The sequence below is a fragment of the Synechococcus sp. UW69 genome (assembly GCF_900474185.1).
In the GTDB taxonomy this organism is placed as follows: domain Bacteria; phylum Cyanobacteriota; class Cyanobacteriia; order PCC-6307; family Cyanobiaceae; genus Parasynechococcus.
On sequence record NZ_UCNW01000004.1, the window covers coordinates 181,145 to 196,666 of the forward strand.

General features: G+C 63.0%; 15 protein-coding genes. 10 read left to right on the forward strand and 5 right to left on the reverse strand.

The annotated features are described in order from the left end of the window. Positions 1-51: 51 nt before the first annotated feature. Positions 52-858 (reverse strand): TlyA family RNA methyltransferase, encoded by an 807-nt coding sequence (locus DXY29_RS01925; protein ID WP_115022435.1) that lies wholly within the window; start codon positions 856-858, stop codon positions 52-54. Positions 859-955: 97 nt separating this feature from the next. Between DXY29_RS01925 and DXY29_RS01930 the strand changes: the two genes are divergently transcribed. The 4 genes from DXY29_RS01930 to DXY29_RS01945 all read left to right on the forward strand — a co-directional run bounded on the left by DXY29_RS01930 (position 956) and on the right by DXY29_RS01945 (position 4,541). Continuing rightward, complete coding sequence (locus DXY29_RS01930) at positions 956-1,156, forward strand: hypothetical protein (RefSeq protein WP_115022436.1); 201 nt, start codon at positions 956-958, stop codon at positions 1,154-1,156. 203 nt (positions 1,157-1,359) lie between these two features. Further along, entirely contained in the window at positions 1,360-2,457 is a 1,098-nt protein-coding gene (locus tag DXY29_RS01935) for an FtsW/RodA/SpoVE family cell cycle protein (RefSeq protein ID WP_255618122.1), read from the forward strand. A gap of 54 nt (positions 2,458-2,511) precedes the next feature. Next, complete coding sequence (locus DXY29_RS01940; RefSeq protein WP_115022440.1) at positions 2,512-3,225, forward strand: cytochrome c biogenesis CcdA family protein; 714 nt, start codon at positions 2,512-2,514, stop codon at positions 3,223-3,225. A 5-nt stretch (positions 3,226-3,230) separates the two neighbouring features. Beyond that, the gene (locus DXY29_RS01945; RefSeq protein WP_115022632.1) at positions 3,231-4,541 is read left to right on the forward strand and encodes a cytochrome c biogenesis protein ResB; all 1,311 of its coding nucleotides are present in this window, start codon (positions 3,231-3,233) and stop codon (positions 4,539-4,541) included. On the opposite strand, the gene queF is transcribed toward DXY29_RS01945, so the two are convergent. After that, positions 4,529-4,918, reverse strand: a complete 390-nt coding sequence (queF, locus tag DXY29_RS01950; RefSeq protein WP_115022441.1) for a preQ(1) synthase — start codon at positions 4,916-4,918, stop codon at positions 4,529-4,531. The genes DXY29_RS01945 and queF overlap by 13 nt on opposite strands. Before the next feature lie 125 nt (positions 4,919-5,043). Between queF and DXY29_RS01955 the strand changes: the two genes are divergently transcribed. Continuing rightward, positions 5,044-5,382 carry a P-II family nitrogen regulator gene (locus DXY29_RS01955; RefSeq protein WP_006851285.1) on the forward strand — a complete coding sequence of 113 codons (339 nt, stop codon included), beginning with the start codon at positions 5,044-5,046 and terminating at the stop codon, positions 5,380-5,382. Between the two features lie 300 nt (positions 5,383-5,682). Further along, positions 5,683-6,978 carry an adenylosuccinate lyase gene (gene purB, locus DXY29_RS01960; RefSeq protein WP_115022443.1) on the forward strand — a complete coding sequence of 432 codons (1,296 nt, stop codon included), beginning with the start codon at positions 5,683-5,685 and terminating at the stop codon, positions 6,976-6,978. Here the strand turns inward: purB and DXY29_RS01965 are convergent, their stop codons facing one another. Beyond that, entirely contained in the window at positions 6,979-8,172 is a 1,194-nt protein-coding gene (locus DXY29_RS01965; RefSeq protein WP_115022444.1) for a polysaccharide biosynthesis/export family protein, read from the reverse strand. Between the two features lie 69 nt (positions 8,173-8,241). On the opposite strand from DXY29_RS01965, the gene DXY29_RS01970 reads away from it, so the two are divergent. Genes DXY29_RS01970 through DXY29_RS01980 form a run of 3 tightly spaced genes read left to right on the forward strand, consistent with a single transcriptional unit; the run spans position 8,242 to position 10,793 of the window. Further along, a complete protein-coding gene (locus DXY29_RS01970; RefSeq protein ID WP_115022446.1) occupies positions 8,242-9,180 on the forward strand; it encodes a GNAT family N-acyltransferase in 939 nt (312 codons plus the stop codon). A 39-nt stretch (positions 9,181-9,219) separates the two neighbouring features. Next, a complete protein-coding gene (locus DXY29_RS01975) occupies positions 9,220-9,510 on the forward strand; it encodes an acyl carrier protein (protein WP_244279279.1) in 291 nt (96 codons plus the stop codon). A gap of 2 nt (positions 9,511-9,512) precedes the next feature. Further along, complete coding sequence (locus tag DXY29_RS01980) at positions 9,513-10,793, forward strand: beta-ketoacyl-[acyl-carrier-protein] synthase family protein (protein WP_244279280.1); 1,281 nt, start codon at positions 9,513-9,515, stop codon at positions 10,791-10,793. Here the strand turns inward: DXY29_RS01980 and DXY29_RS01985 are convergent. Next, on the reverse strand, positions 10,744-12,762 hold the full coding sequence (locus DXY29_RS01985) for a capsular biosynthesis protein (protein WP_115022448.1): 2,019 nt from the start codon (positions 12,760-12,762) through the stop codon (positions 10,744-10,746). The genes DXY29_RS01980 and DXY29_RS01985 overlap by 50 nt on opposite strands. A gap of 40 nt (positions 12,763-12,802) precedes the next feature. Continuing rightward, on the reverse strand, positions 12,803-14,800 hold the full coding sequence (locus DXY29_RS01990) for a capsular polysaccharide biosynthesis protein (protein ID WP_115022450.1): 1,998 nt from the start codon (positions 14,798-14,800) through the stop codon (positions 12,803-12,805). A gap of 32 nt (positions 14,801-14,832) precedes the next feature. Between DXY29_RS01990 and DXY29_RS01995 the strand changes: the two genes are divergently transcribed. After that, entirely contained in the window at positions 14,833-15,513 is a 681-nt protein-coding gene (locus DXY29_RS01995; protein WP_115022452.1) for a cytidylyltransferase domain-containing protein, read from the forward strand. Positions 15,514-15,522: the final 9 nt, after the last annotated feature.

Below are 15,522 nucleotides of genomic sequence, written 5' to 3' on the forward strand. Positions count from 1 at the left end.
GTTCCAATTCAAGGCCAAGCCCGGTTCAACACCGGGCTTTTTTATGGCCCATCAACCATTCAGCGTCTTCGCCACCAGAAGCTCTAGATCCGGCAAATCAGCCGCGTCGGCCTCACCCAACCAGAGCACGTACTCGTGGTTGCCGGCGGGGCCTGTGAGCGGAGAGGCCACGAGGCCCTGCGGCTGCCAACCCGACTCCCCAGCGGCTGTGATCACGGATTCGATGGCATCACGGTGGGCCGCCGGATCACGAACCACACCCCCCTTGCCGACCCTGTTCTTACCGACCTCAAACTGCGGCTTCACCAGCACCAGCGCCTCGGTACCTGGACCCTGCAACAGCCGGCGCAAGGCAGGAAGGATCAGACGCAGCGAAATGAACGACACATCGGTGACCGCAAGACTGGGCCAGGGGTCATCTGCCGTGTAGAGAACCTCGGGTTGGAGGTGGCGCAGATTGGTACGTTCACGCAGCACCACCCTGGGATCGGTGCGCAGGCTCCAAGCCGTCTGGCCATAGCCCACATCCACGCCATAGACACGGCTGGCTCCATGCTGCAGCAGGCAATCGGTGAAGCCACCAGTGGAGATGCCGCCATCCAGGCAGACGCGATCCTCCACCCGTACAGAAAAGGCCTGCAATCCAGCCAACAGTTTTTCGCCGCCACGGGAGACAAAGCGAGGGGGCTGTTCCACCCGCAATTCACGCTCGGCCGTGACTTCCGTGCCGGGTTTGTCGAGCAGCATGCCGGCACCATCCCGAACCTTGCCAGCACGAATCAGCTGCTGCGCCTGTTGCCGTGAACTGACCAGGCCACGGGTCAGGAGTTCCAGATCCAGACGCTGTTTGGACGCCATTGCGACATAAAAGCAGACCGATCCCGAAGAAAACCGGCGATCCAGAGCCTGAAGCCGGTTCTGCCGTGAGGATTTCCCCCAATCTGCGTCGAGGGACGTGTCCACCCACCGCCCCCAACCCGCCAACGTGGTGCCTCTGTTGAGGCCCGGCAGCTTTGTGCGGCTCGACAACCAGCCGTCCGACCTGCCTCCCTTCCAGGTGCTGCACTGCCGTGGGGGCCGCTGCTGGGTGCGCCAGCAATCCTGGGGGTCCCACGTGCAATGGGAAGTGGAGCACGAGCGCCTCAGTGCCGCCTGAACAACAGCATCTTTGCCTTGGCAAAGCCCAGCTTTCACGGCTCAATGGAGCATCGAGAGTCCCTCTGCCCAGTACCGGTGAACGCGACAGCGCCTAAGTCCATTTCTGCCAGGCGTGAAAAGACCGGGGGACGTAACAACGGAGTGTTTCAAAGGCTGCTGCCCTTGCCCTGGCAGCTCTGGCCGGCAGAGGCCCGCCTACTGATGGGATTGGCCGGGTTTTGGAGTGTTGCAGGACTGGTGATCCTGGCCTCGGCCAGCTGGTGGGTAGCCCTGCGGGAAATGGGTGATGGCGCCTTCTACCTGAAACGGCAGGCGATCTGGCTGATGGCAAGCTGGAGCCTGCTCGGCATCACGATCTCCACCAGCCTTCGGCGCTGGCTGCGCTGGTCAGGCCCGGGGCTGTGGATGGGCTGCCTGCTGATCGCCGCCACCCTGGTGATGGGCACCACCGTGAACGGCGCCAGCCGCTGGCTGGTGCTGGGGCCCCTGCAGGTGCAGCCATCAGAACTTGTCAAACCCTTCGTGGTTCTGCAGGCCGCCAACCTGTTCGCTCCCTGGAGCCGGATGAGTCTCGACCAGAAGCTTCTCTGGCTCGGCAGCTTTGGCGGACTGCTGTTGCTGATCCTCAAACAGCCCAACCTTTCCACCGCCGCCCTGATGGGACTCACCCTGTGGATGGTGGCCATGGCGGCTGGCCTGCGTTGGCGCAGCCTGGTGGGCACGGCCCTAGCCGGATCGCTTCTGGGCACCGCAAGCATCCTGATTAACGAGTACCAACGCCTGCGGGTGGTGTCGTTTCTGGATCCCTGGAACGATCCGATGGGGGATGGCTACCAACTGGTGCAGAGCCTGTTGGCGATCGGATCGGGAGGCTGGATGGGCCAGGGGTACGGCCTCTCCACCCAAAAGCTGCAGTATCTGCCGATCCAGAGCACCGACTTCATTTATGCGGTGTTCGCCGAAGAATTTGGATTTGTCGGCTCAGTGCTGCTGCTGTTGTTCCTCATGCTGGTGGCCTGGGTGGGGCTGCGAGTGGCCCTGCGCTGCCGCAGCAACCAGGCGCGGCTTGTGGCGATTGGTTGCACCACGATCCTTGTGGGCCAATCGATTCTGAACATTGCAGTGGCCTCTGGGGCCATGCCAACGACCGGTCTGCCGCTGCCCTTGATCAGCTATGGAGGCAACTCGCTGATGTCGAGCCTGGTGATCCTGGGGCTACTGATCCGCTGTTCGCTGGAATCCACCGGCTTGATCGGCGGACGATCGAGCACGCGACCAAGGCCAGTGCGCCAACGCTGAGCTTGACGAGCCAACCGGCTTGCCTGGATAGGCTTTGGAAACTCGTGGGCTTCTGTGGACCTGCTGCTGCTCTCCGATCTGGCCCAGAGCAGCGAACAGCTGCTGCAGCGTGCCCTGGCGGATCCCGGTCCGCTGACCCTGGCACTGGTGTTTGGTGGCGGCGCACTCACCAGCCTGGGGCCCTGTTCCCTGTCGTTGCTACCGGTGACCCTGGCCTATCTGGCGGGCTTTGAAGATGGCCAACCGGCCTGGCAGCGGAGCCTGGCCTTTTGCGGCGGCATCGTCGGTGCTCTGGTGGTGCTGGGCAGCGTCAGCGGGCTGCTGGGCCGAATTTACGGGCAGGTGCCGGCACTGATTCCCACATTGGTGGCGATCCTCGCGGTGGCAATGGGGCTGAACCTGCTGGGGGTGCTGCGGATTCCGCTGCCCAGTGGTCCGGATCCGGAGCTGTGGCGTCAAAAGGTCCCGGCCCCACTGGCACCCGTCGCGGCTGGACTGGCCTTCGGCCTGGCGGCCTCCCCCTGCACCACACCAGTCTTGGCGGTTCTGCTGGGCTGGATCGCCCAAAGCGGACGTCCCCTGGCGGGAGTGGCCCTGCTCAGCAGCTTCGGCATCGGCCAGGTGCTGCCTCTGCTGCTGGCCGGCACATTTGCAGCCGCCATTCCCAAACTGCTGGCGTTGCGGGGCATCAGCCGCTGGGTGCCGCCGGCCAGTGGCGTCGTACTGCTCACCACCGGCCTGCTCACTCTGCTGGCCCGCTGGAGCTGATGGCCATGGCGATGCTTAAACGCCTGGCGGCCTGGCTCAGCGATCTGCGGCTGGCGATCGTGCTGCTGCTGCTGATCGCCCTGTCCAGTGCCGTGGGAACCGCCATCCCCCAGGGGGATCCCCCCGTTAGCTACATCGATGCTTACGCCACGAGCCCCTGGCTAGGCCTGCTCCACGGCGAGGAAGTACTGCGACTACAGCTCGATCATGTGTATTCCAGCGGTTGGTTTTTGGCCTTGCTGGCCTGGCTCGGCCTCGCCCTGATCCTCTGCAGCTGGAGACGTCAATGGCCAGCCCTGGTGGCAGCCCGGCGCTGGATCGACTACCGAACCACGCGCCAACTGAGCAAATTGGCCATCGCCGAAAGCCAGGCCTGCCCGGACCCCAGCCAGGGGCTGACGCAGCTGGAGACGGTGCTGCGGGCCAGCGGATGGGAGGTGCAACGCAAGTCACAACGGCTGGCGGCCCGGCGCGGCGCCATCGGTCGGGTGGGACCCTTGCTCGTGCACACCGGCCTGGTACTGCTGATGCTGGGCGCGGCCTGGGGGGCACTGGCGGGGAACCGCCTGGAGCGCTTCCTGGCCCCAGGCCGCAGCCTCGATCTGCTGGATCGCGATGGCAGCAGTCAGTTGACGATCACCCTGGACCGCTTCGCCATTGATCGGGACCCGGCCGGCCGAACGGAACAATTCCGCTCAGCTCTGAAGCTGCAGGGACCTAACCAAAGCTTGGATGTCGAGATCAGCGTCAATCACCCGCTGCGGCATCGGGGCATCACGATTTACCAGGCGGACTGGTCATTGGCGACAATCAGCCTGCAGATCGGGCGCAGCCCCGTTCTGGAGCTGCCGTTGCAGACCTATCCGGAGCTGGGTGATCAGATCTGGGGACTGGTGCTGCCGACCCGCCCCGATGGGACGGAACCGGTGTTCCTGAGCCTGGACAGTGAACAAGGGCCCGCCACGGTGTTCGATGCGGACGGCCAACAGATCGCTCGGCTGCAGCCTGGCGGTCCAGCCGCTGAGGTAAAGGGATTACCAATGCGGGTGGACTCGGTTCTACCGGCCAGCGGCCTTCTGCTCAAACGGGATCCTGGCGTTCCACTGGTTTACTTGGGCTTCGCTGTACTGCTGGTGGGCGGTGGATTGAGCCTCGTGGCCACCCGTCAGCTCTGGGCCATCGCAACCGATGGAACCCTCAGTGTGGGCGGCCTCTGCAACCGCAACCTGGCCGCCTTCGCCAATGAATTACCCCAGTTGGTGCAGCAGGTGGTGGCTGCATCGGCCGACCCTGGGCAACGACATCAGCAGGGCTGACGGGTGCCGTGACTGACCCTTACCACCGTATGAACGTTGCCACGGGGATTGAAGTCGGCTTCCAACTGCATCCAAACCGGATCGGTGGCCGCGACCAGATCGTCAAGGATCCGATTGGTCACCTCCTCATGGGAGACCGACTGGTCGCGGAAGCTGTTCACGTAGAGCTTGATGGCCTTGAGCTCCACTACGCGGGGCCCTGGTTGGTAGATCAAGCGCAGCACGGCGAAGTCGGGGTACCCGGAGAAAGGGCACTTACAGGTGAACTCGGGCAATTCAATCGATACCTCATAGGGTCGCCCGGGCCGGGGATTGTCGAAGCAGATCAGCTCGGCTTCCGCGATGGCGCGTTCGCCGTAGAGGGGGGTCTGGGTCAAAGGGCTCAAGGGGCCGGTTCTGAGCAGTGACCCTAGGAAGTCAAGCTTCGGCAGCGTTCTGTAACAGCGGCCACGCACAGCTCTGAGAACCGCGGCATCCTTGAGACCAGATCAGTACTCCCCCCATGAAAAAGGTCGAAGCGATCATTCGTCCTTTCAAGCTGGAAGACGTAAAGGTGGCGTTGGTCGAAGCCGGAATCATCGGCATGACCGTGAGCGAGGTCCGCGGATTCGGTCGCCAAAAGGGTCAGGTAGAGCGTTACCGCGGTTCGGAATTCACCGTTGAGTTTCTGCAGAAACTGAAGATCGAAGTTGTGGTCGAAGACGACCGAGTGGAAGAGGTGGTCAAATCGATCGCCGATGCCGCCCGTACCGGCGAAATCGGCGACGGCAAAATCTTCATCAGCCCCGTTGAATCGGTGGTGCGCATCCGCACCGGCGACCGCGACAGCACAGCGCTCTGAGCTGCTGAAGTCAAAAAAGCTCCCAGCCCCCCGAGCCTTCTCCAAGGCTTAGCTATTCAAATCTGGCGAAAATACCGACTTCTTCGGCGAATTCGACTACCTGACACCAGACCCTGTTGCAACTCGCTCCGGGTCGAATGTTTCTACGCAGAATCACCGGAGCTGAGCCTCCTTGGGGATTCGGCTGCTTCTACAAGAGGTCGGGCACACCGCCCATACAGGCACAGAGGAGTGTGATGTTGTAGCTGTCGCGCAGGGGCAGCCCCATAGATTTGTTGGGTTGTTCAACCGAGCGCGCCGGTGATTGAGCGTTACACCCTCCCTGAGATGGGAGCCGTCTGGAGTGAGCAGGCGAAATTCCAGAGCTGGCTTGATGTGGAAATTGCCGCCACCGAAGCCAACTGCCGGCTCGGCCGGGTTCCCCAGGAGGCCCTCGACACCATCAAGGCCAAGGCAAGCTTCGAGGTGGAACGCATCCTCGAGATCGAAGCCGAGGTTCGTCATGACGTGATCGCCTTCCTCACCAACGTGAACGAGCACGTCGGCGATGCCGGTCGCCACATCCATGTGGGCATGACCAGCAGCGACGTCCTCGACACGGGCGTGGCCCTGCAGCTAAAACGCTCTGTTGCCTTGCTGCGGGACGAACTCGATCTGCTGGCTGAGGCCTTGCGCGAACTGGCCAGGGCCCACAAGAGCACGGAGATGATCGGTCGGTCCCATGCCATTCACGGTGAGCCGATCACCTTCGGGTTCAAGGTGGCCGGCTGGCTAGCGGAAACCGAGCGCAACCGCACCCGCCTGGAACGGCTTGAGCAGGATGTGGCCGTGGGCCAGGTCAGCGGTGCCATGGGCACCTATGCCAACACCGATCCCCAGGTGGAGGCGATCGCCTGCGAGATTCTCGGACTCACACCCGACACTGCAAGCACCCAGGTGATCTCCCGCGATCGGCATGCCGACTACGTGCAGACCCTCGCCCTTGTGGGCGCCTCCCTGGAACGCTTCTCCACCGAAATCCGCAACTTGCAGCGCACCGATGTGCTCGAAGTGGAGGAAAATTTTGCCAAGGGCCAGAAGGGCAGCTCAGCCATGCCCCACAAACGCAACCCAATCCGCAGCGAGCGGATCAGCGGTCTGGCCAGGGTGCTGCGGAGTTACACCATTGCTGCCCTGGAGAACGTGGCCCTCTGGCATGAACGCGACATCAGCCACAGTTCCACGGAGCGAATGATGCTCCCCGATTGCTCGGTCACCCTGCACTTCATGCTGCGGGAAATGACCAGCGTCGTGAAGGGGCTCGGTATCTATCCCGAGAACATGCGTCGCAACATGAATGTGTACGGCGGCGTGGTGTTTAGCCAGCGGGTGCTTCTTGCCCTAGTGGGCGCCGGCATGAGCCGTGAAGAGGCCTACCGGGTCGTTCAGCGGAATGCCCACACGGCCTGGAACACCGCCGGCGGCGACTTCCGCGCCAACCTCGAAGCGGATGGCGATGTCACCAGCAGGCTCTCCGCAGCCGAGCTGGCCGACTGCTTCAGCACCGCATTGCACCAGGAGCACCTGGGCGTGATCTGGGAGCGATTGGGGATCTAATCAGCGCCTGGGAGAGGATGATCCAAATCCCGTCGGCAGGCCGAGAAGCCGGAAGACCGAGGCCGCATCGACAATCGGCTCGAGCGGCAACATGGCATCAGTCATCGTGTCAGTGACCTTGGTGAAGGTATTGCGGTTCACAACCACAACATCACCATTACGCAGTGGCGGGTTGTTGGGACTACTGAGCACAGCATTGGGGTCGTAACGCAGTTGCTTGACCGTGGTGCGGCCCTGGCCATCCATGCGGATCAAGTCCACCCGCTTCACACTGCCGCGGCGGGTGACTCCACCGGAAGCCAGGATGGCACCGGACAACGGAGCGTTGGAACGGATTTCAACCACTCCCGGAGAAAAGACCTCACCAATGACCTGAACATTGATCGCCGTCGGGGAAAAGTTTGAGGCAGCAGTCGTCAGCAGGTCCACATTGACTGGCGATTTCGCCTTGTGAACGCGGATGCTGTCGCCGTCATAAATCAACGGGTTGGGAGCAAACCCTCCGTTTTTCAGCACAGTGAGGTAGTCGAAGACATAGCTCCGGGTGGGTCCACCAGGGGTTGCGGAAGGGCGTAGAAGCTCCAAACGGGCCAAATCCCCCGTAGCGCTAATCCCCCCAGCCTTCTGAATCACATCCACCATGGTCGGCCAGCCGCCCCCGTCGCTGCCGACTCCGGTGACCTCGCCACTCGTCCCCAGGGATCCCGAACTGTTGACAGGAAGGGTGAAAACTCCCGAGCGCAGGACCTGGCCAGTCACCGTGACACGGACCGGACGCTGCTCAACCAGGTCGAGATAGACCAGAGGTCGCCGCAGGAATTGGTTGTAGCCATCGGTGATCCGCTGACGCGCCTCCTCCAGAGTCAACCCCCACACCTCAACCGTGCCAAGCCGCGGCAGGTTGATGGTGCCGTCGCTCAAGACCTGAACCTGAGCCTCATAACCCTCGATCTTGAACACCGAGGTCACCAGCCTGTCCCCAGGAGCCAGGCGGTAGCGATAGGTCTGGGGCGGCAGCCTGGGAGTGGATGGCAACGGCGGCGGCGCCTGCAGCGGCGTGGTGCCCCTCGCCGGTGTTTTCAGCCAGTTGATCCGCTCTTCAGCCTTCAGCCCACCGCCCAGGAACACAGGAGCCATGAGCACAACCGCTGCAGCAACGCCTGCGGAGAGACCGGTCCTTGAGGGCACAAGCATGGGTGGAACTCAGACAGCAGCCAATTTGACGCCAATCTTCCCGCATAATGCGATTCAGGGATATGGCCCATGACGCAGACCGGACCAGCCGCGCAGGAAGACGTCCTGCTTCCTCAGGGCTGGAGCGAAACCAACCACGACAGCAGCCTCCTGTTCCGCCTCGACGGCCTTGAGCTGCATCTGATCCCTGGATCAAGATTTGAGGCCGTCGCCGATGCCGTCGGCACCCTGAGGGAATCCACCTACCGCCAGCAGCTTTCCGGCTCCGGCAGTACGCGGGACCTCGACGGCCGTGACGCGGCCTACGACCACTTAATCCTGCTGGAGGCCGGCAGCAGTGCTCTGGCGGGCTCCGCCAGGCTGCAGTTCATTCCTCAGTTCACAGCCGCTGAGGACCTTCCCGGCAGCCAGCAGTCCTACTTGGAGCATGTCTACCCCGGCATCAAGGCGATGCTGGCTGGGCAAACCCACCACGTGGAAATTGGCCGGGTGGCGTTGGCCCGCCGCTTTCAACGCCAACCGCATTCCCTAATGGCCCTCTTCCGCGGAGGGCTCCTAATCGCGGCTCGATCGGGATTCAGCATTCTGCATGGGTTGGTCTCTTACAACCACTTCGCCCACAGCGATGCCGTTAATACAGCCTTTCTGACTGCATTGATGCGGCCTCCGTACCGCAGGATCAGTCCGGTGCTGCCCCCTCCGCGTCACCCGATCAACGACATCCAGCCCGATGACAACATCCACCCGATCGGCAATGTTCAGGCCCTGGAAGTAGCGATCCGAGAAGAACACAGCGACGACTTCCGGCTGCCGGTTCTGTTGCGTCAATACTTCAATCTGATGGAAGCCAAGGTCTGTGACCTATCTCTGGCGAGGGATTTCAACCAGATCACTGAAATCCTGATGGCCGCCGACCTTTCTCAGCTGCCGAAAGATCGCCTGTCTTTCTTCATCGACGTTGACCACCAACCCGTCTACCAGCAATTCAGCTGGTACCGGGGGGAGTGATAAACGAAGCGGCGCTGGTACTTTGGCTGGATCAAAAGGGTGCGGGAGTTGACAGAGGGAATCTCCAATAAGCAACAGCTGGAGGGACGCCTTGTCGAGATCCTGCATCGCATTTCCGGCGCCGATCCATCTGTCATCACCCGTGATGCGCGCTTGATGGAGGACATCGGGATCGACTCCTTGGGGTTCTACGAAATTTTGATCGAGGCCGACACCTGTTTCGGTATTCGCATCCAAGAGGAGCAGCTGCTGCAATTCAAGACAGTTGGTGATATCCAGAGCCATCTGGAATCTCTCGACATCGATCTGACCAGCTCCAAAACCGCCTAACCGTGGCAGCGCTGCAACAGCTCTCCCAGCGTGTTTCGATCGTGGGCTGGGGGTCAGTCTCACCCCTGGGCTGTGACGCAGGATCAACCTGGGATGGCGTCTTAGCAGAGCGCTCCGGCATCCGCGCCCTGACCGCAACCTGGAGCGACGATCTGCCGGTACGCATTTCGGGCTGCGTGCCCGATGCCGCCACAGCGTCCCTGGAGCCGCTCCTGCTGCGCCGCTCCGATCGCTGCGCCCAGCTCGGACTTCTTGCCGCCCGGGAGGCCTGGGCCATGGCCACCGCAGCCATCGGAGGCATTGATCCTGCGCGCGTGGCTGTGGTGCTGGGCACCGGCATCGGCGGGCTCCACACAATGCATGAACAGCACACCCAGCTGACCGCCGGAGGACCGAGCCGGGTCAATCCCCTCACCGTGCCGATGCTGATCCCCGACGCAGCGGCCGGCCAAGTCGCAATCGACCTGGGCCTGCATGGTGGTGCGCACACCCCTGTTTCGGCCTGCGCATCGGGGGCCGAGGCCATGATGCTGGCCCAGATGCTGCTCAATGATGGGCGGGCCGATCTCGTCCTGGCCGGCGGCACCGAAGCACCGGTGAACCGACTGGGGCTCGTGGGCTTCTCCGCGATGCGGGCCCTTTCCTCCCGTAATGATGCCCCTGAGCAGGCCTCTCGGCCCTACAGCAAAGACCGGGACGGTTTTGTGCTTTCAGAGGGTGCCGGAGTGCTGGCGATGATGCGGGAGGAAGACACCCCGTGCGGTGCTGCCCTGGGTTGGCAACTCTCCTGCGGCAGCAGTAGTGACGGCCATCACATCGTGGCGCCTGAACCTCAGGGCACCCAGGCCAGCCTGGCGATCGAGGATGCCCTACGTCGGGCTGGAGTTGAGCCTGGCGATCTCTGTGCCGTCCAGGCCCATGCCACCGGCACCAGCCTTGGAGACCTCGCCGAAGCAAGAGCGCTGCGGCGCAGCCTGGGCTCTGCCGCCGATCACATCCCGGTCTTTGCACCCAAGGGGCAGCTGGGGCATCTGCTTGGAGCCGCGGGAGCCGTCGAAGCAATTCTTGGATTGCAAGCGCTTCGGCAGGGAACGTTGCCCCGCAGCATCAATTCCGATCCTCTCGACCCTGAAGTGGAGCTCGCCGTGACCAGCCAAGGGCCAGTCGAGCTTTCTGGCTCAGGTGCCGAACGACTGATGCTCAAGAACGCCTTTGGCTTCGGCGGACACAACATCAGCCTTGTGCTGTCTGCTCCCGGTAGTACTGCTGAACAGCAGCGCTGAAACCCTCCCGGTCTCGGGGGTCAGCGGGCAGCTGGAGATCATCCGCCCGCCCACGGCGGCAGTAAATCGTGCCCAATGGCGCTGTCAAACGACCCAGCAACAGCTGCAGCGGTTTGTAGCGAGCGCCGACGGCGCCCTCCAATCCGTCGTAGCTAAAGAACCACGGCACCACCCGGCCGCCGTAATGCTGGGCGAGCATGAAAGCACTCGGCGACACCCGCTCCTCAATCGGCGTCACAAGCGAGCCGTTGGGGGCAATCATGATTTCGCCGTGATCCCTCAACAAGGTTGAGGCACTCATCATCCCGGCGAGGCGGGACTGGGGCTGGCGATGGTCCAGAACAGCCGAGCCTGCGTTGCGCGCGGCAGCGGCATAACCGGGCAGCACCCAGCGCAGGTGCAGCTGCGCGGTGGTCAAGCCCGGCAAGCGCAGAACCCCTTGAGTCACAAGGCCATCACAGGGACTGCGGTGATTGAAGATGTGCACTAAGGGAATGTCGGCCGGTTCCGAGGGTTGGCTGTCATCCACCACCACCTGAATGCCCAGGGCCCGAAGAGCCACAGAGGACGCCAGGGTCATCAAGGCTGCTGCCCAGTCCGGTCGTCGCAGCAGCATGGCCGGCAGCTGCAACCCGTAAAGCGTGAAACCCAGAGCGGCCCAAGCCAGCCGTGCCATGAGTCGCCCGAGCAACAGCACGGGATTACTCAGCGTCCCTGATTTCGGGATCGGAAGTCTGGGGCTGGGGGGGAGCTGACGGGCTTCCGGACCGATCGGGAACGTGGTGCGGAAGGGGAAATCTCCATCGAAATTTCCATTCACCTGCGTGGTGAGCACCAAATGGTTGTAGAAGCGATAAAACAGAGCTCGATCACTGGGCTGAGGATCACACCAGAACGCATTGAGCGGTTTCTGATCCGTTAGCCCCTCCAAGTTGTAGAAGGTGTTCCCCATCGTTTTGGTGGGCACCGCATGGAACAAAGCCTGCAGACCCACGGTGCTGTTCACCGTGATCACCCCGCGGCAAGTCCGCAGGTATCGGCTGAGGGGGCCATCGTGGATGTAATGGACCCGGCCCGAGACGCCGTATTGCTTGGCGAGAAGCCGGATCAGAGATGCGTAGTTGTTGTAGCCCCGATCCCGAGGATGGTGCTTAAAGGCCAGATGGTCGGAAGCGTGAGCATGGCCGGCGAAAGAGCGGATGACATCTTCAATGAAGTCATGCATGCCGCGATAAGGCGACCCCATCTGAATCTGCGAATCACTCGAGACCTGCAGAACAGCAAGGAAAAAAGAGAGGTGTTCCAGCAACCGCTGCTTCACCGATCGTTCTTGCCAGCGATAAAGCCAATAACGCCAGGTGCCGCGCACCTGACACCAGAGGAAGCCTGGTGAGGGCTGAAGCTTGTGCTCCCCCTCAATAATCGGGTAGCGGGTAAAGGCGTGCTGAATAAATGTCGGAGCCTTCCAAGCCTTGCGCCAGCGCCAGCCCGGATCCAGCACGATGTTTTGCGGCAGCTGGTCGCATTGGGGCAACGCCCTGTAGAAGGCTGCTGGCTGGTTGAGGTTGGAGCGAGCATTCACCCGGTCCCTTTCCAGGGTCACGTAGTTCGGGCGCAGGTAACCCAGCTCAAAGACCCAGGCCTCAATGCCGAGGTTCTGCGCCTCTTCAATCGCGATCCGGTGGGGAATGATGAAGTCGCCATACATAAAGATGTGGCGTATTCCCCGCTCTTCGATCAGCCGGCGAAGGAAGGGCCGCCAAGACTCCATGCCCTTGCCGTACGGCACACAGACATCGGCCGGGAAGCCGAATTCCCGCAGGGGGAACGCCACCTTGGTGACCGGAATGCCGCACCCCTGCAGGTAGCGACAGAAGCGAGCGAAGAACAGACCGATGGGGCCCATCAACAGCAGAACCGGTCCGTCGATCCGCACCTGCACTAGAGCTGGCGCCCGTCCCCTGGCCAAACTGCATCCCGCCCATGAATGAGCAAAATCCTGGCACGCCTCAACGGCGCCGGAGCCGGCCCCAGTGGCGGAACAGGGCCTGCACAAGCGTGCGCCGCTGCGGTGGAGCGGCGCGCCAGGCCACCAGTTCGTCGATGGCCTGCTCCGGCGTAATGAACCAGCCGCTGTCGCGGCTGACGTAGCGGGGATAGTCGATCAGTGCGGCATGAACCAGCTCGTCCAGCGACAAGGGCCGCTGACGGCGGCCGCAATGCTCGCGGTCGTGGGTGAGTCCCCAGCCGGCATAAAACGGCAAGCCCCAGCAATGCACCTCCAGGCCGCGCAGCAACGCCTCAAACCCCGCCAGCGATGTGAGCACATGCAGAGCATCGATCTGAGTGAACAGCTGCTGAATCGAGCCCTGCGGCAGCACAACATCACAGAGCTCGGCGGCATCTTCCTCGCCAGCACCGGCACGGCAGAGGCCGGCCACAACATCCGGATGCGGTTTGTAAACGAGATAAGCCTCCGGCTCCGCCGCCCGCACCGCCGCCAGCAAGGCACGGTTACTGCGCAGGCCAGGGGCGCCATAGCGGATTGACGCATCGCTTTCCACCTGTCCGATCACCAGCACCACCCGGCGCTGACGAGCAGGACGAAGCCAAGGCTCGGCCTGGAGGTTGTATTTGGTGATCGCCTCCTCCACCAACCGCTGACGCAATGCTGAAGCCCTCTGCCGTTGTGCAGAGGCCCACTGCCCCGTTGCCAGGTGTGTTTCCAGATCGCTGGGTCTGGTGGCGTCGTAATAAACGCCCTGGTGATCCACCACCCAGGACACCGGATCCACCAGATCAGCCCCCAGTCCGACCGAGCGGAGAAAGCCGTCTTCCACCTGCAGCACAGGCAGCTGCCGACGCGCAGCGGCCTCGAGCAGCCGCGGCCTGGCGCGGCGACCCCAGACCACCACAGCATCAACGCCCTGCGGAATCCGCCGCCATGGAGCGCGAAACCGAAGCTGACCGCCCGCCATGAAACGACGCAAACTGCGCTGTTTCCAGGGCGTGAAGCCGAAGGCCACACATCGCCGCGGCGGTTGCCTCTGCAGGCGCCGCTGTAAACCAATCGCATCCATCAAGGTTTCGATGCTGCAGGGCTGATGCCGGTGGGGGTCGATGCAGCGGCAGGCACCTACCAGTGCGGCATGCACCAGTGCCTCCAGGCTGGCTCCCTGGCGTCGCCGGGCCGGGGCTTCACATCGGTCATGGGTCAGCCCCCATCCGGCATAGAAGGGCATGCCAAAGCAGTGAACAGGGCGCCCCCACAGCAAAGCCTCAAATCCCATCTGGGAGGTGACCACATACACCGCCCGAGCCCCCTCGAGCAGCTGCGCGGGATGACCACCATCCGCACTCAAGCGAACGCGGGGCTGGGCCAGATCCCGGGCATTGAAATGGCCCCGGGCGCGGCCGGAGATCACATCCGGATGCACCTTCAGCACCACCGTGCAGTCGGGATGTTCGACCAAGGCGGCCTGAAGCATCCGCTGAAAACAATTGGCATCGGCCAGTCCGAGAGCGATCGATCGATCCCCGGCGGATTGATCCACAACCAGCACATAGGGCTCTTGGGGAGCTTCCGCCTCCACGGGAGGGTTTACCTTGCTGAGCCGCTGCTCGCGCCAGAGCCTCTGCAGTGCGCGGGAACGATCGGCCTCAGCCGCGGTAATCGGCGCCGCGATTAACTGCTCCATTCGGCTGGGGGCCGTTGCATCGAAGTGCACCCCCAGCTCATCCACCAGCAGACCCAGCGGTGGGTGAGCCCGGCCCTTGGCCATGGAGCGCAGCAGACCGTCCTCGAGATGCCATACCGGCAGGCCCCAACGGCGGGCGAGGTGCTCTACCCGCAGCGCACTGGGCCGCCGCCCCCAGGCCAGCAGCACGTCTACATCACGGCGACGGCCCGGCACCAAACGATCCGGCGCCATCAGCTGCGGCAGTGAGCGGTGCGCAAGCATGCCCCGGGCAGGAACACCGAGCCGCAGAGCAGCAGGCCTGGTCATCGGGTAAGACAGGACGCACTGAATCCTCACCGATGGCAGTCCCCCGTGGCGCGCTGGCCTTGATCCCCGCCCGCGGTGGATCGAAGGGAATTCCGGGCAAGAACCTACAAAAGGTGGGCGGCGTGCCTCTGGTTTGCCGCAGCATTCGTGCTGCCCAGGCCAGCCACGGCGTTGGCCGGGTGGTGGTGAGCACCGACGATGACGCCATCGCGGCAGCCGCCGAAGTCGAGGGCGCGGGTGTCATTCGGCGCCCCGCAGCCATCGCTGGCGACACGGCCAGTTCGGAATCGGCGCTGTTGCATGCTCTCGACGTCTTGGAACTGGAGGGTCCTTTGGAAACCGAGCTGGTTTTCCTGCAATGCACCTCCCCGTTCACGACTGGGGCTCAAATCGATGCGGTGCTGACTGCCTTGAGCCCAGAACGCTGCAACAGCAGCTTCGCCGTCGCCCCATGGCATGGCTTCCTCTGGCGCGCCGATGGGCGGGGCATTAACCACGACCCTGAGCAACCCCGCCAACGCCGCCAGGACCTGGAACCGGCTTTTCTCGAAACCGGTGCGATCTACGCCATGCGCGTCGCCGCCTTCCGGCGCTGCGGCAGCCGCTTTTGCCGTCCGTCAATCCCGGTGGTGCTGGAGCAGATGGGGCCAGAAATCGACACGCCCGACGATCTGGCCCTATGCCGCAGCATCGCGGCACAGAAAGCCGAGTAATTTTGCTCG